Annotated in this window: 27 protein-coding genes and 3 pseudogenes; 21 read left to right on the forward strand and 9 right to left on the reverse strand. The window is 39.9% G+C overall.

The window, feature by feature from the left end; translation table 11 throughout:
- The first annotated feature begins 54 nt into the window (after positions 1–54).
- The 8 genes and pseudogenes from ACORHU_RS00645 to ACORHU_RS00680 form a co-directional block, all read left to right on the forward strand.
- Complete coding sequence (locus ACORHU_RS00645) at positions 55–885, forward strand: amino acid ABC transporter substrate-binding protein (RefSeq protein ID WP_004254995.1); 831 nt, start codon at positions 55–57, stop codon at positions 883–885.
- A gap of 153 nt (positions 886–1,038) precedes the next feature.
- Complete coding sequence (locus tag ACORHU_RS00650) at positions 1,039–1,893, forward strand: MetQ/NlpA family ABC transporter substrate-binding protein (RefSeq protein WP_000694523.1); 855 nt, start codon at positions 1,039–1,041, stop codon at positions 1,891–1,893.
- Between the two features lie 99 nt (positions 1,894–1,992).
- The gene (locus ACORHU_RS00655; RefSeq protein ID WP_434364549.1) at positions 1,993–3,366 is read left to right on the forward strand and encodes a M20 family metallopeptidase; all 1,374 of its coding nucleotides are present in this window, start codon (positions 1,993–1,995) and stop codon (positions 3,364–3,366) included.
- Positions 3,359–4,420: a methionine ABC transporter ATP-binding protein gene (locus tag ACORHU_RS00660; RefSeq protein WP_265471721.1), complete on the forward strand. Its 1,062-nt coding sequence runs from the start codon at positions 3,359–3,361 to the stop codon at positions 4,418–4,420. The genes ACORHU_RS00655 and ACORHU_RS00660 overlap by 8 nt, the downstream gene beginning before the upstream one ends.
- A gap of 1 nt (position 4,421) precedes the next feature.
- Positions 4,422–5,114 carry a methionine ABC transporter permease gene (locus ACORHU_RS00665; protein WP_000444647.1) on the forward strand — a complete coding sequence of 231 codons (693 nt, stop codon included), beginning with the start codon at positions 4,422–4,424 and terminating at the stop codon, positions 5,112–5,114.
- 128 nt (positions 5,115–5,242) lie between these two features.
- On the forward strand, positions 5,243–6,112 hold the full coding sequence (locus ACORHU_RS00670) for a helix-turn-helix domain-containing protein (protein ID WP_173303325.1): 870 nt from the start codon (positions 5,243–5,245) through the stop codon (positions 6,110–6,112).
- 185 nt (positions 6,113–6,297) lie between these two features.
- A complete protein-coding gene (locus ACORHU_RS00675) occupies positions 6,298–7,542 on the forward strand; it encodes a hypothetical protein (protein WP_049539625.1) in 1,245 nt (414 codons plus the stop codon).
- Positions 7,543–7,548: 6 nt separating this feature from the next.
- Positions 7,549–7,725 (forward strand): annotated as a pseudogene (locus tag ACORHU_RS00680) (ABC transporter permease); the annotation flags it as partial.
- 29 nt (positions 7,726–7,754) lie between these two features.
- Here ACORHU_RS00680 and ACORHU_RS00685 read toward each other — a convergent pair.
- Positions 7,755–8,324 (reverse strand): MptD family putative ECF transporter S component, encoded by a 570-nt coding sequence (locus ACORHU_RS00685; RefSeq protein WP_434364550.1) that lies wholly within the window; start codon positions 8,322–8,324, stop codon positions 7,755–7,757.
- Positions 8,325–8,458: 134 nt separating this feature from the next.
- Between ACORHU_RS00685 and ACORHU_RS00690 the strand changes: the two genes are divergently transcribed.
- The 5 genes from ACORHU_RS00690 (at position 8,459) to nrdI (ending at position 13,155) form a co-directional block, all read left to right on the forward strand.
- Complete coding sequence (locus tag ACORHU_RS00690; protein WP_371508293.1) at positions 8,459–9,073, forward strand: YesL family protein; 615 nt, start codon at positions 8,459–8,461, stop codon at positions 9,071–9,073.
- Complete coding sequence (locus tag ACORHU_RS00695; protein ID WP_434364551.1) at positions 9,051–10,721, forward strand: sensor histidine kinase; 1,671 nt, start codon at positions 9,051–9,053, stop codon at positions 10,719–10,721. Before ACORHU_RS00690 ends, ACORHU_RS00695 begins: the two co-directional genes overlap by 23 nt.
- Before the next feature lie 11 nt (positions 10,722–10,732).
- The gene (locus ACORHU_RS00700; protein ID WP_434364552.1) at positions 10,733–12,019 is read left to right on the forward strand and encodes a response regulator transcription factor; all 1,287 of its coding nucleotides are present in this window, start codon (positions 10,733–10,735) and stop codon (positions 12,017–12,019) included.
- Positions 12,020–12,079: 60 nt separating this feature from the next.
- Entirely contained in the window at positions 12,080–12,613 is a 534-nt protein-coding gene (locus ACORHU_RS00705; protein WP_434364553.1) for an ABC transporter permease, read from the forward strand.
- 77 nt (positions 12,614–12,690) lie between these two features.
- A complete protein-coding gene (nrdI, locus tag ACORHU_RS00710; RefSeq protein ID WP_061088500.1) occupies positions 12,691–13,155 on the forward strand; it encodes a class Ib ribonucleoside-diphosphate reductase assembly flavoprotein NrdI in 465 nt (154 codons plus the stop codon).
- Positions 13,156–13,191: 36 nt separating this feature from the next.
- Here nrdI and ACORHU_RS00715 read toward each other — a convergent pair whose 3' ends face one another.
- Both ACORHU_RS00715 and ACORHU_RS00720 read right to left on the reverse strand, forming a co-directional pair.
- Positions 13,192–13,650 (reverse strand): DUF3021 domain-containing protein, encoded by a 459-nt coding sequence (locus ACORHU_RS00715; protein WP_203179894.1) that lies wholly within the window; start codon positions 13,648–13,650, stop codon positions 13,192–13,194.
- Entirely contained in the window at positions 13,647–14,087 is a 441-nt protein-coding gene (locus ACORHU_RS00720; RefSeq protein ID WP_203179893.1) for a LytTR family DNA-binding domain-containing protein, read from the reverse strand. The genes ACORHU_RS00715 and ACORHU_RS00720 overlap by 4 nt, the downstream gene beginning before the upstream one ends.
- A gap of 205 nt (positions 14,088–14,292) precedes the next feature.
- Here ACORHU_RS00720 and mutL point away from each other — a divergent pair, with 205 nt between their 5' ends.
- The 7 genes and pseudogenes from mutL (at position 14,293) to ACORHU_RS00755 (ending at position 18,478) form a co-directional block, all read left to right on the forward strand.
- Positions 14,293–16,242 carry a DNA mismatch repair endonuclease MutL gene (gene mutL, locus ACORHU_RS00725; RefSeq protein WP_434364554.1) on the forward strand — a complete coding sequence of 650 codons (1,950 nt, stop codon included), beginning with the start codon at positions 14,293–14,295 and terminating at the stop codon, positions 16,240–16,242.
- Between the two features lie 15 nt (positions 16,243–16,257).
- Positions 16,258–16,851, forward strand: a complete 594-nt coding sequence (gene ruvA / locus ACORHU_RS00730) for a Holliday junction branch migration protein RuvA (protein WP_000273402.1) — start codon at positions 16,258–16,260, stop codon at positions 16,849–16,851.
- A gap of 9 nt (positions 16,852–16,860) precedes the next feature.
- Positions 16,861–17,046 (forward strand): annotated as a pseudogene (locus ACORHU_RS00735) (DNA-3-methyladenine glycosylase I); the annotation flags it as partial.
- 187 nt (positions 17,047–17,233) lie between these two features.
- Positions 17,234–17,479, forward strand: coding sequence for a hypothetical protein (locus ACORHU_RS00740; protein ID WP_001813542.1), 246 nt, complete (start codon positions 17,234–17,236; stop codon positions 17,477–17,479).
- Entirely contained in the window at positions 17,476–17,811 is a 336-nt protein-coding gene (locus tag ACORHU_RS00745; protein ID WP_000806926.1) for a DinB/UmuC family translesion DNA polymerase, read from the forward strand. Before ACORHU_RS00740 ends, ACORHU_RS00745 begins: the two co-directional genes overlap by 4 nt.
- Before the next feature lie 12 nt (positions 17,812–17,823).
- Positions 17,824–18,192, forward strand: coding sequence for a hypothetical protein (locus ACORHU_RS00750; protein ID WP_000567222.1), 369 nt, complete (start codon positions 17,824–17,826; stop codon positions 18,190–18,192).
- On the forward strand, positions 18,179–18,478 hold the full coding sequence (locus ACORHU_RS00755; protein ID WP_001072467.1) for a DUF5960 family protein: 300 nt from the start codon (positions 18,179–18,181) through the stop codon (positions 18,476–18,478). Before ACORHU_RS00750 ends, ACORHU_RS00755 begins: the two co-directional genes overlap by 14 nt.
- Before the next feature lie 117 nt (positions 18,479–18,595).
- On the opposite strand, the gene msr(D) is transcribed toward ACORHU_RS00755, so the two are convergent.
- From msr(D) to ACORHU_RS00770, 3 genes are all read right to left on the reverse strand, one after another.
- A complete protein-coding gene (msr(D), locus tag ACORHU_RS00760; RefSeq protein WP_000420313.1) occupies positions 18,596–20,059 on the reverse strand; it encodes an ABC-F type ribosomal protection protein Msr(D) in 1,464 nt (487 codons plus the stop codon).
- A 119-nt stretch (positions 20,060–20,178) separates the two neighbouring features.
- A complete protein-coding gene (mef(A), locus tag ACORHU_RS00765; RefSeq protein ID WP_000417519.1) occupies positions 20,179–21,396 on the reverse strand; it encodes a macrolide efflux MFS transporter Mef(A) in 1,218 nt (405 codons plus the stop codon).
- A 385-nt stretch (positions 21,397–21,781) separates the two neighbouring features.
- Positions 21,782–21,952, reverse strand: coding sequence for a hypothetical protein (locus ACORHU_RS00770; protein ID WP_000873143.1), 171 nt, complete (start codon positions 21,950–21,952; stop codon positions 21,782–21,784).
- Between the two features lie 543 nt (positions 21,953–22,495).
- Here ACORHU_RS00770 and ACORHU_RS00775 point away from each other — a divergent pair.
- Positions 22,496–22,933: pseudogene (locus tag ACORHU_RS00775) on the forward strand (DNA-3-methyladenine glycosylase I); the annotation flags it as partial.
- An 84-nt stretch (positions 22,934–23,017) separates the two neighbouring features.
- Here ACORHU_RS00775 and ACORHU_RS00780 read toward each other — a convergent pair.
- From ACORHU_RS00780 to ACORHU_RS00790, 3 genes are all read right to left on the reverse strand, one after another.
- Positions 23,018–23,281 carry a SemiSWEET family transporter gene (locus tag ACORHU_RS00780; protein WP_000166114.1) on the reverse strand — a complete coding sequence of 88 codons (264 nt, stop codon included), beginning with the start codon at positions 23,279–23,281 and terminating at the stop codon, positions 23,018–23,020.
- A gap of 105 nt (positions 23,282–23,386) precedes the next feature.
- The gene (locus ACORHU_RS00785; protein WP_434364555.1) at positions 23,387–24,421 is read right to left on the reverse strand and encodes a S66 family peptidase; all 1,035 of its coding nucleotides are present in this window, start codon (positions 24,419–24,421) and stop codon (positions 23,387–23,389) included.
- 256 nt (positions 24,422–24,677) lie between these two features.
- Positions 24,678–25,355 (reverse strand): DUF1129 domain-containing protein, encoded by a 678-nt coding sequence (locus ACORHU_RS00790; protein WP_050220387.1) that lies wholly within the window; start codon positions 25,353–25,355, stop codon positions 24,678–24,680.

Here is a 25,355-nt window from a genome sequence, read left to right on the forward strand (position 1 = left end):
TAAATGCTCTTTTTCTGTTAAGATTATAAGGTATTCTATTTTGGAGGAAATGACATGAAAAAAATCGTTAAATACTCATCTCTTGCTGCCTTAGGCCTTGTTGCTGCAGGTGTGTTAGCAGCTTGCTCAGGTGGTGCTAAGAAAGAAGGAGAAGCAGCTAGCAAGAAAGAAATTATCGTTGCAACTAATGCTACACCAAAACCATTCAACTATGAAGAAAATGGCGAATTGACTGGTTACGAAATTGAAGTGGTTCGCGCTATCTTTAAAGACTCTGACAAGTATGATGTCAAGTTTGAGAAGACAGAGTGGTCAGGAGTCTTTGCAGGACTTGATGCCGACCGTTACAATATGGCTGTTAGCAACATCAGCTACACTAAAGAACGTGCTGAAAAATACCTTTATGCAGCTCCAACTGCTAAAAACCCTAACGTTCTTGTAGTGAAAAAAGATGACCCTAGCATCAAATCGCTTGATGATATCGGTGGAAAATCAACAGAAGTTGTTCAAGGGACAACATCTGCTAAACAGCTAGAAGACTACAACAAACAACATTCAGATAATCCAACTGTCCTAAAGTATACTAAAGCAGACTTCCAACAAATCATGGGACGCTTGAGCGATGGCCAGTTTGACTACAAGATTTTTGATAAAATCGGTGTTGAAACAGTCATCAAGGACCAAGGTTTGGACAACTTGAAAGTGATCGAACTTCCAAGCGACCAACAACCTTATGTTTACCCACTTCTTGCTAAAGGTCAAGATGAGTTGAAAACATTTGTAGACAAACGTATCCAAGAACTCTACAAAGACGGAACCCTTGAAAAATTGTCTAAACAATTCTTCGGAGACACTTATCTACCAGCAGAAGCTGATATTAAATAATTTTTTGAAATCATCCATTCTGAATCAGGTGGGTGATTTCTCGGTTTTTAGGGATATAGTTTTAAACTATATATCTGACTACATAATAACAATTTGTGAAATCAAATAAATTGTGAGATACTAGTACGGTATTATTTTTAAGGAGAAAGAATCATGAAAATTAAAAAATGGCTTGGTGTAGCAGCCCTTGCTACAGTCGCAGGTTTGGCTCTTGCAGCTTGCGGAAACTCAGAAAAGAAAGCAGACAATGCAACAACTATCAAAATCGCAACTGTTAACCGTAGCGGTTCTGAAGAAAAACGTTGGGACAAAATCCAAGAATTGGTTAAAAAAGACGGTATCACTTTGGAATTTACGGAGTTCACAGACTACTCACAACCAAACAAGGCAACTGCTGATGGCGAAGTAGATTTGAACGCTTTCCAACACTATAACTTCTTGAACAACTGGAACAAAGAAAACGGGAAAGACCTTGTAGCGATTGCAGATACTTACATCTCTCCAATCCGTCTTTACTCAGGTTTGAATGGAAGTGACAACAAGTACACTAAAGTAGAAGACATCCCAGCAAACGGAGAAATCGCTGTACCGAACGATGCTACAAACGAAAGCCGTGCGCTTTACTTGCTTCAATCAGCTGGCTTGATTAAATTGGACGTTTCAGGAACTGCTCTTGCAACAGTTGCTAACATCAAAGAAAATCCAAAGAACTTGAAAATTACTGAATTGGATGCTAGCCAAACAGCTCGTTCATTGTCATCAGTTGACGCTGCCGTTGTAAACAATACCTTCGTTACAGAAGCAAAATTGGACTACAAGAAAGCACTTTTCAAAGAACAAGCTGATGAAAATTCAAAACAATGGTACAACATCATCGTTGCGAAAAAAGATTGGGAAACATCACCTAAGGCTGATGCTATCAAGAAAGTGATCGCAGCTTACCACACAGATGACGTGAAAAAAGTTATCGAAGAAACATCAGACGGTTTGGATCAACCAGTTTGGTAATAAGAAACAGGGAGGTGGGAGAGAAAATTCCACCTCTTGCTTTTGTATAGAGCATGGATTGTAAAGAAGACTATAGGTTCATAGAAAGGTAGAGAGAATATGGTTTTTCCTAGCGAACAAGAACAGATTGAAAAATTTGAAAAGGATCATGTGGCCCAGCATTATTTTGAGGTTTTGCGTACCTTGATTTCTAAGAAGTCGGTCTTTGCCCAACAGGTGGGTCTCAAAGAAGTTGCTAACTATCTGGGTGAGATTTTCAAACGTGTTGGGGCTGAAGTGGAGATTGATGAGACTTATACGGCTCCCTTTGTCATGGCGCATTTCAAGAGTTCGCGTCCAGATGCTAAGACTCTGATTTTCTATAACCACTATGACACTGTGCCAGCGGATGGGGATCAGATCTGGACAGAGGATCCCTTTACTCTTTCAGTGCGCAATGGCTTCATGTATGGGCGTGGGGTTGACGATGATAAGGGTCATATCACAGCTCGTTTGAGTGCTTTGAGAAAATACATGCAGCACCATGATGATTTGCCTGTTAATATCAGTTTTATCATGGAGGGAGCGGAGGAATCGGCTTCAACAGACCTAGATAAGTATCTGGAAAAACATGCGGACAAACTTCGTGGCGCAGACTTGTTGGTCTGGGAACAAGGGACCAAAAATGCCTTGGAACAGCTAGAAATTTCTGGTGGAAATAAGGGGATTGTGACCTTTGATGCCAAGGTAAAAAGCGCTGATGTGGATATCCATTCGAGTTATGGTGGGGTTGTGGAATCAGCTCCATGGTACCTCCTTCAAGCTCTACAGTCTCTTCGTGCAGCAGATGGCCGTATCTTGGTTGAAGGCTTGTACGAAGAGGTAAAAGAGCCAAATGAACGTGAATTGGCTTTGGTGGATACCTACGCTCAACAAAATCCAGGGGAAATCAGCCAGATTTATGGTTTGGAATTGCCTCTCTTACAAGAGGAACGCGCAGCCTTTCTGAAACGTTTCTTTTTCGAGCCAGCTCTTAATATCGAAGGGATTCAGTCAGGTTACCAAGGACAAGGGGTTAAAACGATTTTGCCAGCAGAAGCCAGCGCTAAGCTAGAGGTTCGTTTGGTTCCTGGCCTAGAACCGCATGATGTTCTGGAAAAAATTCGGAAACAGCTAGACAAAAATGGCTTTGATAAGGTAGAATTATATTATACCTTGGGAGAGATGAGCTATCGCAGCGATATGAGCGCGCCAGCCATTCTCAATGTGATCGAGTTGGCCAAGAAATTCTATCCACAGGGCGTTTCAGTCTTGCCGACTACAGCTGGGACAGGGCCTATGCATACGGTTTTTGATGCCCTAGAGGTGCCAATGGTGGCCTTCGGTTTAGGAAATGCCAATAGCCGAGACCACGGTGGAGATGAGAACGTGCGAATCGCCGATTACTACACCCATATTGAATTAGTAGAGGAGTTGATTAGAAGCTATGAGTAGAGATATTATCAAGTTAGATCAGATCGATGTGACTTTTCACCAAAAGAAGAGAACCATCACAGCGGTCAAGGATGTGACTATTCACATCCAAGAAGGGGATATCTACGGAATCGTTGGATATTCTGGAGCAGGGAAATCAACCCTTGTACGGGTGATTAACCTCTTGCAAAAACCATCTGCAGGGAAAATTACCATTGACGACGATGTGATTTTTGATGGCAAGGTGACCTTGACGGCAGAGCAGTTACGTCGTAAACGTCAAGATATTGGAATGATTTTCCAGCATTTCAACCTGATGAGCCAAAAGACAGCAGAGGAGAACGTAGCATTTGCCCTTAAACACTCTGGACTCAGCAAGGAAGAAAAGAAGACAAAAGTGGCTAAGTTGCTGGACTTGGTTGGCTTGGCAGATCGTGCTGAAAACTACCCTTCACAACTATCTGGAGGGCAAAAACAGCGTGTGGCCATTGCGCGTGCCTTGGCCAATGATCCAAAAATCTTGATTTCAGATGAGTCAACTTCTGCCCTTGACCCTAAGACAACCAAGCAGATTTTAGCCTTGTTGCAAGATCTGAACCAAAAATTAGGCTTAACTGTTGTCTTGATTACGCATGAAATGCAGATTGTCAAAGATATTGCTAACCGTGTGGCAGTTATGCAGGATGGGCATTTGATTGAGGAGGGTAGTGTTCTTGAAATCTTCTCAGATCCTAAACAACCTTTGACTCAAGACTTTATCTCAACAGCTACAGGTATTGACGAAGCCATGGTCAAGATTGAGAAGCAAGAAATCGTGCAAAACCTGTCTGAAAATAGTCTCTTAGTGCAACTCAAGTATGCAGGTGCTTCAACAGACGAGCCACTTTTGAATGAATTGTACAAGCATTACCAGGTGACGGCTAATATTCTCTATGGAAATATCGAAATTCTCGATGGTACTCCTGTTGGAGAATTAGTTGTGGTCTTGTCAGGTGAAAAAGCAGCGTTGGCAGGTGCTCAAGAAGCCATTCGTCAAGCAGGCGTACAACTAAAAGTATTGAAGGGAGGACAGTAAGATGGAATCATTGATTCAAACCTATTTACCAAATGTTTATAAAATGGGCTGGGCTGGTCAAGCAGGCTGGGGAACAGCCATCTACCTAACTCTTTATATGACAGTTCTTTCCTTCATTATCGGAGGTTTCTTGGGGCTTGTTGCGGGTCTCTTCCTTGTCTTGACAGCGCCAGGTGGTGTCTTGGAAAATAAAGTCGTTTTCTGGATTTTGGATAAAATCACCTCTATTTTCCGTGCGGTTCCATTTATCATTCTCTTGGCAGTCTTGTCACCCTTCTCTCATCTAATCGTAGGAACAAGTATCGGACCAAATGCGGCTATCGTACCCCTATCTTTTGCAGTCTTTGCTTTCTTTGCCCGTCAGGTGCAGGTTGTCTTAGCTGAACTGGATGGCGGTGTCATTGAGGCGGCTCAAGCGAGTGGAGCGACATTCTGGGATATCGTAGGTGTTTACCTATCAGAAGGTCTTCCAGATTTGATCCGTGTGACGACTGTGACCTTGATTTCCCTTGTTGGAGAAACAGCTATGGCTGGTGCGGTCGGAGCTGGTGGTATCGGTAACGTAGCCATCGCTTATGGATTTAACCGCTACAATCACGATGTGACTATCTTGGCAACCATTATTATCATTTTGATTATCTTTGCAATCCAATTCTTGGGAGACTTCTTGACCAAGAAATTGAGCCATAAATAAAAAGTACAATGCAATCTGTACATCATTCACAGGATTTGTCGTACAGTCAAGACTTAAAATTCTCTGTACTAGCTGCTATCAACCGTTACTTTCATGAGTAAGAGAGTTAAGAATTGTGGGGAGTCAATATGCAAAATCTGGGAGAAGTTTTTAAAGAATTGAGAAAGAGTCGGAATGTATCTCTACAGGAGGCGACGGGAGGAGAGTTTACTTATTCCATGCTGAGCAAATTTGAGCGCGGAGAAGCAGACTTATCATCTATGAAATTGATTACTGCCTTAGATAACATCCACTCTGATTTGAATGAATTTATGTACTTGGTACGTGGTTTTTCTCAGAAAAAGGTTTTGGCTTTTCAGGAAAATCTCTGGGAACTATATGACAGAGAAGGGATTGATTCTCTCCACTCCTTGTATGAAGAGACGACTCAAAAGTACAGATCAAGTGCTAAAAAAAGCTATCTTTTACAAATGATTCGTATCAAAAGTCTTCTCGTGTTTTTTGATTCAGAAATCAGGGCAACGGATGAAGAACTGACTTTTCTCTATGACTATTTTTTTACTATTGATATCTGGGGGAATTATGAATTGGAATTATTTTCAACGATTTCTACTTTGTTCCCTCTGCCCCTTTATTTTAAATATTCTAGGGAGATGTTACAAAAGACAGATTTATTAGGCTCTTTACCTAGTAACAAAGTCGGTATTGATACCATTTTGATTAATGGACTCTTTAAAGCGATAGAGGGAAAGGATAAATTAAAAGCAGACTATTTTATCTTTCAGATTGACAAACGAGAATTGCCAGAGTCTGAAGCCTATCTTAAAATCATTTATATGATTGCTAAAGGGTATTATGATACTATTTTTAAAGTAGAAAATAAGGGTCTTGAAAGAATCCAGAGGGGCATTACAATCTTACAAGATTTAGAATATGTAGATGGTGCAAGATATTATGAAAACTATTTTGCAAATCAGCTTTCAAATGAAGATTTGTAATATATTCTCATTACATCGACCGACGAAAAATAAATTGCCTTGTAGATGGATTGATAATTAGCAGTTTCTAGGCGCTAGAGTTTCTATTTGCAGACAAAAATATATTACAAAAAAGTGGGGAGTCCCGCTTTTTTTGTTAGACTGGATTCAATAAAATACTCTTTGAAATGTGAGAAAGGCCTGTTATGAAACTATTCTTAAGACATCATTTATTTAGAATACTTACCTTATCAAGGTTTTTGAGCTCAAGTGGAGCTTATATTTATAATCTGGTATTTATCGTTTATGCTGCGAGTCTACCCTTTAAAAATATAGCTGTATTTATGGCGAATATGATTACGATTTTACCTTTCCTATTTACTTTTTATGTTGGGATGAAGGCTGATCATACTCGGAATAAAGCAAGGACAATTATCTGGGTTGGTTGTGTGCAAAGTCTGCTATTTCTTTTGATTGCTAGTGTGATTCATGACCGGAACTTCGTAACGTTTGCTTTTATCTGTATGGTTAATATCTGTTCGGATATTTTATCAGATTACACAGCAGGCCTTCGTATGCCGATTATCCAGCATAATATTTTGGAAGATAGGCTCTATGAAGCTTATTCCTTTACTCAGTTTGTTTCCTATTTATCAAATCTAGGAGGTCAAGCCTTAGGAGTGTGGTTACTCACAACCAGTCATCAAAATTTTTCTTTTGTTGCAATTGTGAATGCTGGTTTCTTTTTACTATCTTCTCTCATTTTGTTCAAAAATAGAAGAGAATTGACTCATTTGTCTGTAAGTGTAGAGGATAAGTCGATTAGTTTACTTCAACAAGTTAAGGCAATCTATACGGACATGGATGACATATTTAGACAGAGAGAAAGTAAATCATTGCTTAAAATGATCCTTGTCATTTTGGTAATTAATACTTTGGGAGGAGCTGTTGGAGGTATTTATCACTTTTACTTATTAGACCATACTATCTATTATCTCAGCTATGCTCAAGCCCTATTTTTAATTGAATGTGTTAGCTTGGGAGGAGCTATTCTTGGTAGCTTAACTCCCCATGATTATTTTGGGAAATGGTCTTTTTCAAGCTTGTTATCGCTCAATGCAATTCTGTTTGTCTTGCTTGCTACTGCTAATATTTTAGATTTTTCTCCTCTAGTAGGTGTTGCCTGCTTAGCCTTTGTCATGTATTTGATGTCGAAATCAATGCCTAAATTAGATACTCTGTTACTGTCTAATTTGAGTGCGGATGTGTTAGCTAGAAGTAATAATCTCTTGAGTATGATTTTTTCCCTAACATTACCCTTGGGGATGTCCCTATTTTCTTTCTTAGCTTTACAAGATATCAGGCTTTGTTGGTGGGTGTTTTTGGTAGTGAGTGTGATAGGGTTGATTTTATCACTAGAAAAAGGAAGTTTTTCAGGTAAAAAATTTTAGCCTAGGGAAACAGCTATGGCCGGTGCAGTTGGAGCTGGTGGTATCGGTAACGTAGCCATCGCCTATGGATTTAACCGCTACAATCACGATGTGACCATCTTGGCAACCATCATTATCATTTTGATTATCTTTGCAATCCAATTCTTGGGAGATTTCTTGACCAAGAGATTAAGTCATAAATAAAAAAGAGCCGTCTGGCTCTTTTTTATTGACTAGATTTTCTGTGCAAACTTTTTACTCAAGGCTTGTCCAATCAAGGCACCCAATAGGGCTCCGATGACTACACTTGCAACAAATAGAAGGATGGTTCCAGGATTTGGCGCAACCATGATACGGTCGATATATTCTTGCGATTTTCCTCTTGCTAGAAGGGTAGCTATATAGGCTTGAGGCGCAATCCACATAAGTAAGATTGGTCCTGTTGAGCTAAAGGCAAAAATAAGGAAAGAAAGGAAGTTCTTTGTTCGGTCCTTGTATTTTCCGAGGCTAGCTACTGTATCTGCTAGCAGGCCACAGATAATTCCAGGAAGGAAGGCACCAGCACCGTGTTTAGTTCCCAAGAAAAAGAGGGCCATGACAAGGCCGATAGTGGTAATGGCTCCAAATCGCGGAACTTTTGCGACTAGAATCATATAGACGCTACCGCCTACAAGGCCAGTAAAGGCAGGCGCATAAAACATATTTCCAGTTTGGTCAAAGAGATTGCCCAAAAGGACACCAATCCCCATGCAGAGGAAGTAAAGAACTGCAAAAAGCAGTGTAGTTAAGATAGATTTTTTCATGAATTGTCTCCTGATAATTTTCTCACAATTCTCATTGTACCACGGTTTGGTGGGATTGTAAATGGATAGTCTATGTGTTTGAAAACGCTTGAAATATGCTATAATAGTTTCATAGTTATTTTTAGGAGGATATCATGGGGAGATTTTTAGACTTTGTCTTTAATCGTTTCTTTTTAGGGATGATTGCGACAGCCTTCTTTTGGCTATTAACTTTAGCAGGAGGGATTATCCTTGGTCTAGCGCCGGCTAGTGCCACCTTAATGAGTCTATATGCAGAACATGGTTATAGCTTTCGGGAATACAGTTTGAAGGAGGCGTGGTCTCTTTATAAGCAAAATTTCGTCTCAAGCAACCTGATTTTCTATAGCTTTTTAGGGGTGGATCTAGTTTTGGTCTATGGCCTGTATCTCTTGGTGCAATTGCCTCATCAGACCATTGTTCATTTGATTGCGACCTTTTTGAATGTCCTAGTAGTTGCCTTGCTCTTTTTGGCCTATACAGTGTCTTTGAAACTACAAGTTTATTTTGATTTGTCCTATCGAAATAGTCTCAAACTATCCTTGATTGGCATCTTTATGAGTCTAGCAGCTGTGGCCAAGGTTATCCTTGGAACTGTGCTACTTGTGGCAATTAGTTACTATATGCCTGCTCTTCTCTTCTTTGTAGGAATTGGGATGTGGCATTTCTTTATCAGTGATATGTTGGAACCGGTCTATGAAAGTATCCATGAAAAATTGGCGACAAAATAGAATGAAGCAGTTTTGGCTACATACGCTTCTGAGAACCTATAGTTCAGTGATGATCATTATTATTGCGAGTTTTGCAATCTTACTCTCTTACGCCGACTGGGATTCACGGGAAAAGGAAGCTCAGAGAGTAGCTCAGCGTGTAACTACTCGAACAGTCGAAGAGGTGGAATATTATTATCGCGAGTCAGCCCAGCTAGCGCAAGATTTAGTAGCCAATCAAGACCGGATACAAGGGGTTTATAAGTACTTTAGCCTGTCAACTTCTGAATATTTTTATTGGCTGTTAGAGCATCAAGCAGCTTCGTCAACTTCTATTTCTCTGTATGAAAATATTGATGATCTTTATGTCCAGAATGACTATATAACGGATGTTGCAATCGTCTTGCAGGACTTTAAAGAAGTTTATGTTTCGAGCAGAAATGAGAGAGGTGGTCATTCGGTACTTGCGGAAGGCTTTAAACCGGAGGCCAATAGTTTTGGAGTTCCTATTTTAGACCCAGCGACGGATCAATCCATAGGGGTTGTTTACATCTCCTTGGACCCAGAAATCTTATATCATGCTGTAGACAATACCCGAGGTCATATCCCGATGGCTGTGACTGTGACATCGCCTTTTGATACGGAGATTTTTCATATTGGTGAGAGGGTCAATAGGGAGCATGAGAACTGGTTTGTTGGTGTGACCTCTCATGGCTATCAGGTTCAGGTGGCAGTTCCCAAAAACTTTGTTTTACAAGGAACGGTAACCAGCTCTGCCTTGATTGTGGGCTTGAGTTTTCTCTTTATTGTCATTCTCTATCTGACTTTGAGGCAGACTTTTGCTAATTACCAAAAGCAGGTAGTGGATTTGGTAGATTCCATTCAAGCTATTGCTCAAGGAGAGGAAGGTCTTCGTATTGACACACTTGAAAAGGACCAGGAATTGCTCCTAATCGCAGAGACCACCAATGATATGTTGGATCGATTAGAAAAGAATATCCATGATATTTATCAGTTAGAGCTTAGTCAAAAAGATGCCAATATGCGAGCCTTACAGGCTCAAATCAATCCTCATTTTATGTATAATACGCTGGAGTTCTTGCGTATGTATGCAGTTATGCAGAGTCAAGATGAGTTGGCAGATATCATTTATGAGTTTAGCAGTCTCTTGCGTAACAATATTTCCGACGAAAGAGAAACCCTTCTCAAACAGGAATTAGAATTTTGCCGTAAATACAGCTATCTCTGCATGGTTCGCTATCCAAAGTCTATTGCCTATGGTTTCAAGATAGACGCAGAATTAGAGAATATGAAGATTCCCAAGTTCACCTTGCAACCGCTGGTAGAAAATTATTTCGCTCATGGTGTTGACCACAGACGGACAGATAATGTGATTAGCATTAAAGCTCTTAAACGAGATGGTTTTGTGGAAATTTTAGTGGTAGATAATGGTCGTGGTATGTCGTTTGAAAAGCTGGCAAATCTCCGAGAAAAACTAAGGCAGAGACATTTTGAACACCAAGCCAGCTATAGTGCCCAAAGGCAGTCTATCGGAATTGTCAATGTCCATGAGCGTTTTGTGCTCTATTTTGGGGACCGCTATGCCATTAGTGTAGAGTCTGCGGAGCAAGCAGGTGTTCAGTATCGTATTACAATTCAAGATGAGTAGAAAGGGAGAAAATGTATAAAGTATTATTAGTAGATGATGAGTACATGGTGACAGAAGGTCTGAAGCGTTTGATTCCCTTTGATAAGTGGGATATGGAGGTCGTCGCAACAGCCAGTCATGCCGACGAGGCTCTAGAATATGTGCAGGAAAATCCTGTCGATGTTATCATTTCCGATGTCAATATGCCAGATAAGACAGGGCTTGAGATGATCAAGGAAATGAAAGAGATATTACCAGATGCTGCCTATATCTTGCTGTCAGGTTATCAGGAGTTTGATTACGTAAAAAAAGCCATGAATCTTAGTGTTGTGGACTATCTGGTCAAGCCTGTTGATAAGGTAGAGTTGGGTAATCTACTGGAGAAGATTGCAGGTCAGCTCAGCGAGAGAGGAAAGAAAAGTCAGACCCTCAGTCAAGATTTAGATGAGGCTGGATTTGTTAGTTATTTAGGAGGTAAGGAGAACTGGTGGATAGGTCTATCCAAGGAAAAACAAGGTTCTTTCACTATTCCATATTATGTGTTAGGACAAGATTGGCAGATTTTTATTTCTGATCAACCCCTAGATGGTTTAGTCGTTACACCCTTTGAAGCTCCTTATCAAGAACACTTTGAACGCTGGAAGCTGAATGCTGAAAAAGCCCTCTTTTACGGTTCTGTAAATTTAAAACAGTCTGAGAGTCTCTTTACCTATTACGAACCGATTTATAGGGTTATCATTCAGGGGGATCTCAACCAAATCGTAGAAGAGTTGAACCTCTTGGAGAAGGTAGTTCTTGAAAATACACCTCGTGTTCCGATTACCAAACAGCTTTTTATCCAGTTTGTCATGGATGTTTTTCACTTGTTTGAACATCTAAAAGCTGATGATTTAACGGATATTGTCAAAACGATTCATGCTATTCAATCCTTTGATGAATTGGTTCCTTATATTAAGGAAACTCTGACCCGCTTTTTTGGGCAATATCGCATGAATGAAAATGTGGTCAGTGTACTGGAAGTTATTGGGCGTGATTATCAGAAAGAACTTTCCCTCAAGGATATCAGTAAGGATTTCTTTATCAATCCTGTCTATCTAGGTCAGTTGATTAAGCGAGAAACCAATTCGACCTTCGCAGAATTACTAAATAAACAACGCATTAAGGCTGCCCAGCAACTCTTACTTTCAACCAGTGACAGTATTGAAGATATTTGCTATGCTGTTGGTTACAGTAATGTTGGATATTTCTATAAAGTGTTCCGAAAATTGTGCGGAAAATCGCCAAAAGCCTACCGAAAACAGGTAGAAACTACACTATAAGATTTGTATTCCTTTATAAAAGGTGCTATAATATCAATAATAATATCAGGAGGTTCTATCATGAAAAAGAAACCGATTTATCTATGGGTCTTGCTAATCTTGTCTGCTCTTATTTCAGCTATGTCTCTGTTTGGAATGTTGAGTCCCTTACCTAGCAAAGAAGCCCTTCGTGCCGCTCAGAAACAAGTTGCAGGGGTCAGTGCCCAGCAATTAGAAGACAACATCAATTACACCTATAGAGTAGCAGAATCAACTCATTCTATTTTTAATATGGCCTTGATTGTGCTATCTGCTATTTTAGTTGTAGTAGCGATTGTCTTCCTTATTCGTAAGAATTTGCAATATGCAAACTATACTTATGTCGGCTATGTTTTGCTAGCCATTATTGGTTCGATTTATGGCTATGTTAGTTTACAAGACGCTGTGCAGTTAGTTCACGATGAGACCATGCGTTTAGGGATAAGTGTTATTTCACAAGCCGTTAGCATTTTCTATATCGTCATAAATGTTCTTTTCCTAGCCCTTGTTTTCTATAAGATGTGGCGTCAACAGAAAGCCTTGGCAGAAGAAGAGGAAACAGAAGATCTTGCCTAAGTATTGACAAAAAATAACTATCAAGTTACAATCTTGGTAGTTATTTTTCGATTATAGATAAAATCATGGAGGTAAATATGAAGACAATTTCTTTAGTCTATATTAGTCTGAGCGGCAATACTGAGAGTTTTGTGACGCGCTTGAAAGACTATCTCTTGTCCCAGTACGAGGGAATTGAGGTTCAAAAGATTCATATTAAGGATTTGGTCAAGGAAGGTCACGATTTCTATGAAATGGACCATCCTTATGTTGCTTTTTTGCCGACCTACCTAGAAGGTGGAAATGGCGTGGATAACGGAGATGTCGAGATTTTGACGACACCAGTAGGGGATTTTATCGCCTATGGTGATAATGCTAGTAAGTGTTTTGGTGTGGTTGGTTCAGGAAATCGTAACTTTAATAATCAATACTGCCTGACAGCCAAGCAATACAGTCAACGTTTTGGTTTCCCTGTCTTGGCTGACTTTGAAATGCGAGGTATGCTGGGAGATATCAAACGTGTCGCAGCCATTATTGCGGATTTGTATGAGTTGGAAAGTTGAGCTTCGGCTTGGCTTTTTATTTATCCTAGGTAGTTCCTATTTTCTATGCTCCAAGAGTTGATTGATATGGTCTACTTTTTTTGATGCTCTTTTATAGGAAATAGTCCAAATAATGAGGTAGACAATCGCAAACTCGATAATGAGTTGGAGATAGAAAATCCAGTGGAAGGGGAACCAACCTGCTAGGGTTGCTAATGGGATAAAACCTACTAGCATGAGGAAGAAATGAGTCAGAGTTGCACGGAGCAAGCTCCAGTCACGGCTGAATAATCGCTTGCCAAAGTTGAAGAGAATACCGATGGCTGCCCAGATAAGAGTGCAGTAGAGCAAGATCAGGGCACCATGAACCTGATGTTGAGCCATCATTTGTCCGATGAGAGAGTCGGGACTTAACGGGGCGTAGGTACTTGGTGCATAAATGAGTGAAAAGATGATAGAGAGGATGAGGCCGATGAGGACACCAGCAGCTGCGTCGTGAAATACTTGTTTTTTCATAGTTCTAATTTCTCCTTGATGGTTTTTAGGTAACGGCGTGAAGAGTAGGTGAAGCTTTGGTTTTTGAGAAAGATTTCTACCAGACCGTTGGGTGTGAGCTTGAGATGAGAGATGGAATCGATATTGATGATTTCTGATTGGGAAATTTGGATAAAATTGGTTGGCAGAATTTCAAGGACCTGATAGAGTCGCAAATCAATGTTGTAGGTCTGACTCGCGGTTTCTGCTAGAACCTTCCGATTCTCGATATAGAAGCGTTGAATCTTGCTAATCTCAACGAGATAGACCTGATTATCGATTTTCCCTTTGATTTTTTCTGTTAGATCCAAATTTTCTGCGAACTCGATGACTTTCTGGACTTTATCTGTCGGCTGAGGTGCTTGAACAATCAGCTTTTCCTCTTCGTAAGTTTCACTAATCTGTAGTTCTACTTTCATAAATTTCTCTCCTTGTTTTTCATACAAAATTGTGATCACTTCTTGTACACCTTTATTAAACACTATTTTATATCCTATGGCAAGGGCCTTTGTCTATGTGGAGGGATTTGGCTCCTATGTGGTGGAGCTTTTCTGTCCTTTCTGAAATATGGTATAATAGCACTAATCAATTTCTAGGAAAATAGATACAGAAAGGGGCTGAAAGATGTCTCATATTATTGAATTGCCAGAGGTGCTGGCAAACCAGATTGCAGCTGGAGAGGTTATTGAGCGTCCAGCTAGCGTTGTTAAGGAGCTGGTAGAAAATGCCATTGACGCGGGTTCTAGCCAGATTATCATTGAGATTGAGGAAGCTGGTCTCAAGAAGGTTCAAATCACAGATAATGGTCATGGAATTGCCCACGATGAGGTGGAATTGGCCCTGCGCCGCCATGCGACCAGTAAGATAAAAAATCAAGCAGATCTCTTTCGGATTCGGACGCTTGGTTTTCGTGGTGAAGCCCTGCCTTCTATAGCGTCTGTTAGTGTTCTGACCCTTTTGACGGCGGTGGATGGTGCAAGTCATGGAACCAAGCTCGTCGCGCGTGGGGGAGAAGTTGAAGAAGTCATCCCAGCGACTAGTCCTGTGGGGACCAAGGTTTGTGTGGAGGACCTTTTTTTCAATACGCCTGCTCGTCTCAAGTATATGAAGAGCCAGCAAGCGGAGCTGTCTCATATCATTGATATTGTCAACCGTCTGGGCTTGGCCCATCCTGAGATTTCCTTCAGCTTGATTAGTGATGACAAGGAAATGACGCGGACAGCAGGGACTGGTCAACTGCGCCAAGCAATCGCAGGGATTTACGGTTTGGCAAGTGCAAAGAAGATGATTGAAATTGAGAACTCTGACTTAGATTTCGAAATTTCAGGTTTTGTGTCCTTGCCTGAGTTAACTCGGGCTAATCGCAACTATATCAGTCTCTTCATCAATGGCCGTTATATCAAGAACTTTCTACTCAACCGTGCTATTTTGGATGGTTATGGTAGCAAGCTCATGGTAGGCCGTTTTCCACTGGCTGTCATTCATATTCATATCGACCCTTATCTAGCAGATGTCAATGTCCATCCGACTAAGCAAGAGGTGCGTATTTCCAAGGAAAAAGAACTGATGACGCTGGTCTCAGAAGCTATTTCCAAGAGTCTCAAGGAACAAACCCTGATACCAGATGCCTTGGAAAACCTTGCCAAATCGACCGTTCGCAATCGTGAGAAGGTAGAGCAAACTATTCTTCCACTCAAAGAAAATACTCTTTATTATGAAAAAACAGAGATAACTAGACCCAGTCAAGCTGAGGTGGCTGATTATCAGGTAGAATTGACTGATGAAGGGCAGGATTTAACCTTGTTTGCCAAGGAAACCTTGGATCAGTTGACCAAGCCAGCAAAACTGCATTTTGCAGAGAGAAGACCTACTAACTATGACCAACTAGATCATCCTGAGTTAGATTTAGCTAGTCTTGATAAGGCTTATGACAAGCTGGAGCGAGAAGAATCTTCAAGCTTCCCAGAATTGGAATTTTTCGGGCAAATGCATGGAACCTATCTCTTTGCCCAAGGGAGAGATGGGCTCTATATCATAGACCAGCACGCGGCGCAGGAACGGGTCAAGTACGAGGAGTATCGTGAGAGCATTGGGAATGTTGACCAGAGCCAGCAGCAACTCCTAGTACCCTATATCTTTGAATTTCCAGCGGATGATGCCCTCCGTCTCAAGGAAAGAATGACACATTTGGAGGAAGTGGGCGTCTTTCTAGCAGAGTACGGAGAAAATCAATTTATTCTACGTGAACATCCTATCTGGATGGCAGAAGAAGAGATTGAATCAGGCATCTATGAGATGTGTGATATGCTACTCTTGACCAAGGAAGTTTCTATCAAGAAATACCGAGCAGAGCTGGCTATTATGATGTCCTGCAAGCGGTCGATTAAGGCCAACCATCGTATTGATGATCATTCAGCTAGACAACTCCTCTATCAGCTCTCTCAATGTGACAATCCCTACAACTGTCCCCACGGACGTCCTGTTTTGGTGCACTTCACCAAGTCGGATATGGAAAAGATGTTCCGACGCATTCAGGAAAATCACACCAGTCTCCGTGAGTTGGGGAAATATTAAACTAAAAGGAAAACTATGTACGAATATTTAAAAGGAATCATTACCAAAATCACTGCCAAATACATTGTTATTGAAATCAATGGTATCGGTTATATCCTGCATGTGGCTAATCCCTATGCTTACTCAGGACAGGTCAACCAAGAAACTCAAATTTATGTGCATCAAGTCGTGCGTGAGGACGCTCATCTGCTTTATGGATTTCGCTCAGAAGACGAGAAAAAGCTCTTTCTCAGTCTGATTTCGGTCTCTGGGATTGGTCCTGTATCAGCTCTTGCTATTATCGCTGCTGATGACAATGCTGGCTTGGTTCAAGCCATCGAAACCAAGAATATTACCTACTTGACCAAGTTCCCTAAAATTGGCAAGAAAACAGCCCAGCAGATGGTGCTGGACTTGGAAGGCAAGGTAGTAGTTGCTGGAGATGACCTTCCTGCTAAGGTCGCAGTGCAAGCAAGCGCTGAAAACCAAGAATTGGAAGAAGCCATGGAAGCCATGTTGGCACTGGGATACAAGGCGACCGAACTCAAGAAAATCAAGAAATTCTTTGAAGGAACGACAGATACAGCTGAGAACTATATCAAGTCGGCCCTTAAAATGTTGGTCAAATAGGAGCAGAGCATGACAAAACGTTGTTCGTGGGTCAAGGTGACCAATCCGCTCTACATTGCCTATCATGATGAGGAGTGGGGTCAACCCCTCCATGATGACCAAGCATTGTTTGAGTTGTTGTGTATGGAAACCTATCAGGCTGTGCTGAGAGCTTTCTTCTATACTAATAGACGAAAGGGTGTGAAAATGATTTTTAAATGATACTGTGGAACGGAACAGTAGCCCTAGTATTGACTACTGTCGTTTCTATTCATATTGGCTATTCTAGGACTGAGATGAAAAAATCTATAAATGCTCAGAATAAAATTGAACCCGCAAATCTCCCCAAAACAATGGTGAGTCATGTACTTGTATTATTCCGAAAAAATACACCTCTGGTGCAGTGAGACAAATTGGTGTATCTTATAGTGGCTTCGTAGATGAAAGCTATACTCTACTATCACTCTTTGATGATGTAGAACAAATTGAAAAAGATAATAGACTTCAGACAGCTATTGATGTTGTCAGAGAACAGTTTGGTTTTTTAGCCATACAAAAAGGAACCGTCCTAACTGAAGGTTCCAGAAATATTGAACGCAGTAAACTTATCGGTGGTCATTCCGCGGGTGGATTGGAGGGATTAAAATGAAACAAGAAAAAAATACAGTACAATTTTCAGAAATCCGTAGCAAAGGATGTAATGATATTGAAATGCTTGAAAGATTTTTACATGGAATCGTTGAAACAGCAACTTCAAAACTTCGTCAGAGAAAACTCAAAACAACTGAAATATCGATACGACTAGTACATGCTAAATCTGAAAACCGATTACCATTGGAATTTACATTTAGCATTAAGCCAACAAGCTCATCTGTGATAATCTATACTGAGGTAATCAATCGCTTTAAAGAATGTTACACAGGTGGGGGAATTCAAGGTTTTACGATTCAATTTGATAAAAATACCCTTGCCTCTGCATAGAAAGGATTTGATATGATTGACCGTTCATATTTACCATTTCAATCAGCAAGAGAGTACCAGGATACAAAGATGCAAAAATGGATGGGCTTTTTCCTATCTGAACATGCATCAGCACTCTCTGATGATACAAACAAAGTAACGTACATGTCTGACTTATCACTAGAGAAGAAATTATTACTCCTCAGTCAAGTATACGCCGGGCAGCTACGCACACGCATTCAAGTGATTGAAAAAAACAAGCGTGTTTCCTACACTGGAACAATACCAAGTCTGACCAAAGATTTCATTTTGATAAAAACTACAACAGGTCACATCAATTTGAAATTAAAAGACATTATTAGTATTGAACTTGTCGAGGAGGTGCTCTATGAATCAGCTTGAGTTTCAGCGTAATCACCTACAAATGGACTATTATAGCGAGAGCTACCAAGATTTTGAACGTGACTTCTACCGCTACTCTAACATGAATATTCCATTGACCTTCCTAACTGATGATATCCTAAAAACAATGGCGACTTCACGTAAGAATTACTTTGTCCTCAATAAGGAAAAGTCCAGAGATAACCGCGATCACTTCTTCATATTTGAAGTAAGTACCGTAGATGAGAATCCGCTAATCTATCATTATACATATAAGAAAACTACAATATATTTAGCAGAAAAATAGGAGCAGTTCAATTGACTGTTCCTATTTTTAATATTCATAAAATCTAAAGTCTTTATACTCTTTAACAATGGAGTCGCCAACCAGAACAGACTATACTGACCAGCGACTACCTTAAATTTAATGTTTCAGATTTATTTTCTTATCTCTAATTTCATAAACTACATCTGCTACATTTTCGAGTAATCGTTTATCGTGGGTGATAAACACGATAGTTCCGGTGTACTCCTTCATTAGTATTTCCAAAGCCTCTAAACTTGGTATGTCAAGGAAGTTACTGGGTTCATCCATTATTAGGATGTTATATCTACCCATGAGCATTTTAGCAAGCAACAATTTTATAATTTCTCCACCGCTTAAAACAGATAAACTTTTTCCAATATCGTTCTGTTTGAACCCCATAGATGCTAGCACTGAACGAATTTCTGATATATTGTAGTCACAATCCTTCTGCATAAACTCCATAACATTCTGATTACTGTTGTACTTGTAACCATTCTGTGCAAAGTAACCTATTTTTGCCTTAGGCGAAATAGAAATTCCTTCTTCATGGTTTAAGATCATTTGGATTAAAGTTGTTTTTCCGATTCCATTACCACCAGTTAACGCCACTTTTGCTCCTAACGGAATTTGAAAAGATGCATTTTCAAACAGAGCCTTATCCCCAAATACTTTATTAATTTCTGCACCGACTATAGGGTATGGATTATGGAGCTCCAATGCTTTACTTTGCCTGAAACGAATTCTGCGAATGCCTTCCGGAGCTTCTACTTTTCCTAAGGCCGCAATCCTGTGCTCTAGGGTTTTAGCAGCATTATACATCTTTTTTTCCTTACTTCCTATTGATTTTTGATGAGCTAAACGCCCTCCGTCTTCAGTACTTTTTTTCTTTGAAGAACCTTTTGCCTTCTGTTCTATTTTACGAGCCTGTTTTCGCTTTTCCTCCGCAGCCCTTTCCAATCGGGCACGTTCCGCAATAAATTGTTCGTATTCTGCAGCTTGGCTCTTACGTTCTTCCTCTTTCTGACGAAGATAATCAGAATAGTTTCCCCAATACTCAGTGATTTTGCCATCTTTCAGTTCCCATATTTTATCTACTATTTCATCAAGAAAATAGCGGTCATGGCTAATAACTAACAGTGCACCTGTAAAATATTTTAGCTGTCCTATTAGAAAATCAATTCCTTCACGGTCTAAATGGCTCGTAGGTTCATCCGCTAAAATACCATGAACCTGTGCCGATAAGGCCTGTGCTATTTTAAGCCTTGTTTCTTCACCACCGCTCATAGTCTGTATATTTAATTGCTCAACACCTAGCTTGCCTACAAGTGCAAAATCTTTTTCCTCCTGCAGAGTTACTTCGTCCAACTGGGGAATATAGGCAAGTTCACCCAGACGATTCATTTTACATCCTGGGGGAGTTAATTCTCCTAAAAGTACCCTGAGTAAAGTGCTTTTTCCAGCACCATTTGCTCCTACTAAACCAATACGGTCATAATCATATACTTCTAATTCATTTATATCTAAAACATCGCGTCCTTTGAATTCCACACGAATGTCTTTTGCTTTTAATATTAATTCCATAACATTTCCTCCTGTCTATAATCGCATGCTTTCATTTGCTTGTATGCAGGGAAAACCCTGCGATTTTAGCAGGAAGAGTTACATGAAAATAAGATACATAAATATTCCTCCAATATTGTTTATTTTAAATCTAATTTTCTAACCTCAGTTATCATTTGGCAAACTATAGCAATGCCAATAATTAAAATACCTGATAGTAAAAACCAATGATTTACACCGATTTTATCAGCAAAGAATCCAGAAAGAATTAACCCAATTGGCATAGCAAGTGACATGATACTTCCGATCAAAGAAAATACACGTCCTAAATATTCAGGCTTAATTTTCTCCTGAAAAAGAGCTGTTTGCACACCGCTATAAAATGGCACCGAAAGCCCCATTATTGCACAGCAAACTACGAATATTACAAATCCATTTGGAGGAAGTATTCCCGAAACGGCTAAACTGGTCCCCATTATAAAAAATGAACTTGTTATTAGTAATACATGCTTTTCGAAGCCCCCTAATCTTCCTAATAATAAGCCTCCTGCTAGCATCCCAAATGCAAAGGAAATTTCCGTAATAGAAATATGCACAGGCGTTCCATTAAAGTGTTCCATGCTTATTAAAGGAAATAGTGCATTGATTGGCATATAAACAAAAGTATATAGTGTTCCTAAGAGTAATAAGGCAAACAATCCTTTGTTTTGTCTCAGAACCACAACTCCTTCTTTCATCTCCCTTATGAAATTTGGTTCTAAACTTTGCACTTGATTACCCAGCTTAGGTATACGTACAATTGCTACCGTAATAGATGCAATCACAGCACCCAATACGTCGATGGCAATAATAGCATTTAAATCCCAAACGGAGTATAAGAGTGCTGCAACTGCCGGACTAACAATATAGCTTATAGACTGCAAAGACTGACTATAGCCTGCGCATTTCGTTAGCTGTTCTTCTGGTACTAAAAGTGGTGTAACCGCATTGAGTGCTGGGGTATGAAAAGCTGTTCCAATGCTACGGATAAACAATACTATCATAATCATCCAGACAGGTAGCTCCATACAGAATGCAACAATAGCAAGCACTGCACCAGCTGCTGCGATAATTAAATCGGCACCAATCATTATCTTCTTCCTATCATGACGATCCACTAGCACACCAATGGCAGGTCCCAAAATCGCATAGGGTAAAAAACCTACTAATGAAGCCATAGACAAGACCATCGCAGATCCTGTTTTTTCTGTAAGGTAAAAAATAATCGCCATTTGCAGGATGGCACTAGTGATTAATGATACTGCTTGCCCTGCCCATATTGCATAAAATTTTCGTTTCCAATTGTTGTATTTTTCCATTTATATTATCTCCTGCATATTATTTTGCTTGAATTTCTATTTTGAATAGCATTCTAGGCAATAAAAAATGCAGGCCAAACCCCACAATGTGGCTTTTGGTCTGCATACATACAATTTGGAAACATTCATATTAAAGACATAGTTAAATAAAGGTATAGTTAAATAACCAATATCCTCACCGTAACTAATGAATGCTCAATATCGTATAAATAAGCACAACAAAAAAGCCTATCATCGGGTATAGATTCTGCTTTTTTTATTGCCAGCTTATCTTAAACGCATTGAGGCTGTCATAGTTTCGGTTCCTCCTACATCTTTGTTTATATCAATTTATAGTATAACACAACAAGATGATATGTTCAATATAAAAGTTATGGAATGAGACTCATACTTCCAATTCGATGCCAGATTTAAAGGATATGACGAAGTTTTCTTCATAGACTGTAACGCTCTGGATTATCTTCCTTAGTAGCAAGCGATTAGCTTTCACAAAATCTTCTGTTTGTAGTTTTAAAAATTCATCAGGATTTTCTAACTCAACCTCAAAATATTTCATTTTACATTCCCTCATTTCATTTATTGATAAATTGAGTTTGCAAAAAAGAGTGGACAATTTTTGTCTACTCTTAACCTTTAAAATAGTTTTTTTTAATCGATTTGAAGTTGCCTAAATTATTACTTATTCGGTAAAATGAAGTATTGCTTTCAACAGATTTCCTTCAACTACACTTCACTTGATTCAAACAAGGTGGGTACATTTCTATTCCCACAAACTCCTTGTCAATGGAAACAAACACGTACCCACAGGGTAAATGGAAATAGAAACTGATAATTTCTAGCTATCACTTCTACTCATTCCAAAAATTTTCTCACTCTGATACTTACCCACCATAAAGCAAAAAGCCTTGCAATCAAGGCTTTCATTATCCCTTTCGTTCAAAGGTTTCTAAGCTTTTACGAGCAGAGCGACACACTCAGCGGTTCGCTATCTCCGTTCTGTCTGCGTGCTAGCACTTGTCAATCACGGACAGCTATCGCATGGGCGGAAGTAAATGCTAATCTTCGTCGTTTTACTCCTTGACTAGCAAACTTACCGCCTCAACATGGTCTGTCTTGGGAAACGGTGCTCAACAAACGTCAAGCTTTCCGAGAAGCATTTTATGGCTATCAAATTCAAGCGGTCGCAGAAATGACCGATACTGAATTGGAAGACTTGCTGGATAATCCAGCCATCATCCGAAATAGAGCCAAGATTTTTGCTACACGCGCTAACGCCCAAGCCTTTCTACGACTACAGGAAGACCATGGCTCTTTTGATGCCTATCTTTGGTCTTTTGTTGAGGGGAAAACGATTGTTAACGATGTTCCCGATTACCGCCAAGCCCCAGCTAAAACACCTTTGTCTGAGAAATTAGCCAAAGATCTCAAAAAACGAGGCTTCAAGTTCACAGGACCAGTCGCTGTCTTGTCTTTTCTACAGGCTGCAGGGCTAGTTGATGACCACGAGAATGATTGTGAATGGAAAAGCAGGAATTAGTGTGTACAGGTAACTAGCATATCTGAGAATATAGAAAAAAGCTGAGAAATTTTTCCCAGCTTTTTATATATACTATTAGATTTGTTAGAGTGAAGTCAAAAAAGTGATTCCACCTAAAATAACACCAGCTGAATTTGGAATGATTAGTATCCAATCCTTCTTAGGTTCCTTTGTCCATCCATAAATAACCCAGATTAAGCAAGATATAGCAGCTGATAAAGGTTGAAATGGTTGAGCTTTATTTCCCTGTAAATTAGCGATAATTTGAGGTATGTAGGCAATAAATACTATAATTCCAATAAAGGCACCAATAGAACCTACGATTCGATTAATTTTTTGTTTTGTCATATACACCTCCTTCAAAAGGATATCATAGAAATTAGCGAAATGCAATAAATTCAGATACAAATTGTAACGAAAACGAATACAAAAGCACAAAAATAGAGAAACTATTTATTTTTTGTTATAGTCAAAGCGAATGATTTGCTCCTTTGCATCTACATGGGCGTGGACTCCAAAGGGGACAATTGCTCTCGGAGTTGCGTGGCCGACATTCAGATTATAGACAATTGGGATATTGCTGTCAATAATATCCAATAGTGCCTCTTTATAGTCGTCATAGAAAGTTTCATCCATAGGTTTTCCGACCAGGAGTCCATTAATGACCTCGAATATACCAGTGTTCTTTAAAGTCCGCAACATCTTTTTGAAGTATTCCGGCTCAGGTTTTTCTTCGCTTGTTTCTAGCAAGAGGATTTTTCCTTCCCAGTCTGACAAGTCAGGGAAAAGTTTGTATTTTTGGCAGAGCTCCGTGCTATCTGCATATCGAGAGTTGTCAAAGATATCGTAGAGGGATTCGAGGCAACCGCCGAGGATTTCCCCCTCGAACTGGGCATTTCCTTGCAACAAGTCAAAACCGGTATTTGCATGACTGACACGAGGTGTCCCCAGAGCCTTGGGACTAAAATCAGTTCGTTCCTCATACCAAACATTGCTAGGGCGGATTTCTGAGATTCTTCCCGTCTCAATCAATTCTTTAAAGTAGTGAAGGCTATAGGCTAACATTTCCTTGTCTAATTCACAAATGTCTGCTAAAAAGGATTGGCCATAAAAAGTCTTGATTCCTAGTTTATGCAACATGAGATGGTTCATGGTTGTATCCGAGAAACCAAGAAAAATTTTTTGTTTGATAACCTTTTGTAGTTGGTCATTTTCAAAGAGGTAGGGTAGCAAGCGATAGGTATCGTCTCCACCAATGGCGCATAGGATCATGTCGATGCTATCATCAGAAAAGGCATGAATCAAATCCTCTGCACGCGCTTCAGGATGGTCCTTGATAAAATCTAATCCATTTAGCGAATGGGGTAAAAAGATAGGATTGACTCCCAGGTTCTTGAGACGTTGGACACCCAAGTCTACTTCGTGTTTGACAAAGTCCTCTCCGATAATGCCACTAGATAAACTAACAATACCAATAGTAGAAATCATATCTTATCCTCCTAGAGATAGATTGAGCCTATTTTATCACAAAAGATAAGAGAAAGCTATGTGGGATGTCAGAAGAATACTTTTAATACTCTTCGAAAATATCTTCAAACTACGTCATCTTTATCTTCAACCTCAAAGCTGTGTTTTGAGCAACCTGCATCTAGCTTCCTAGTTTGCTTTTTGATTTTCATTGAGTATAAAACCAAAAAAGTAAGTGAAAAAGCAACTGCACCTGCAGTTGCTTTTATCATTCTTCTTAATAGCGTGTTGGTCCTGCACTAGCACTACGGATATTCAAGCGTTTCTTGAGATAGAAGCGAAGGGCTAGGAGGGCTGCTCCGATAATAGCTAGTGGCAATGGAGCAAGTACTGGGTTAAGGCTAGCTGGTAGGAAGCTTGTTGCAAAGAAGACAAGTAACCAAAGGAACATAGAAGCTAGGATAACTAGTACAGATTTCCAGAAAGGCGGACGTTGACTGCGGTCCATATCTGGTCCATAATATTGGTAAACAAAGTAGTACATCAAGTAGAAGGCAAATCCACCAACCAGTCCAACTAAGAGGAGGGTAATCAATCCATAGCCGAAAGCTTGATCTGCTGAGAAGAAGGTTGTGAGGGCGCTGACGAGGGCAAAGAGGCTAGTGATGAAAAGGGCTGAGTCCATAATCATGAGTTTTGGATCATCATTTTCTTTTGGATGCTCTTTTTCATATTGCTCCTTAACAGTGAAGCTATGAGCCCAGTGGGTCGGTGCGCCATAGAGGGAACGAGCAGTCGTACCTTTGGCTTGCTCCTCAAGGATTTGGGGAATAACTTCCTCAAAAATAGCCTTGATTTCAGCGTCTGTTTTTCCATCTTTGATGAATTGTTGGGTAGCGATGTGGACAAACTCTTGGTTTTTCTTAGTTAATTTTTGTAGATCAATCTGAGACAT

Origin of the sequence: Streptococcus sp. KHUD_015 (assembly GCF_051106265.1) — a bacterium.
Lineage (GTDB): Bacteria > Bacillota > Bacilli > Lactobacillales > Streptococcaceae > Streptococcus.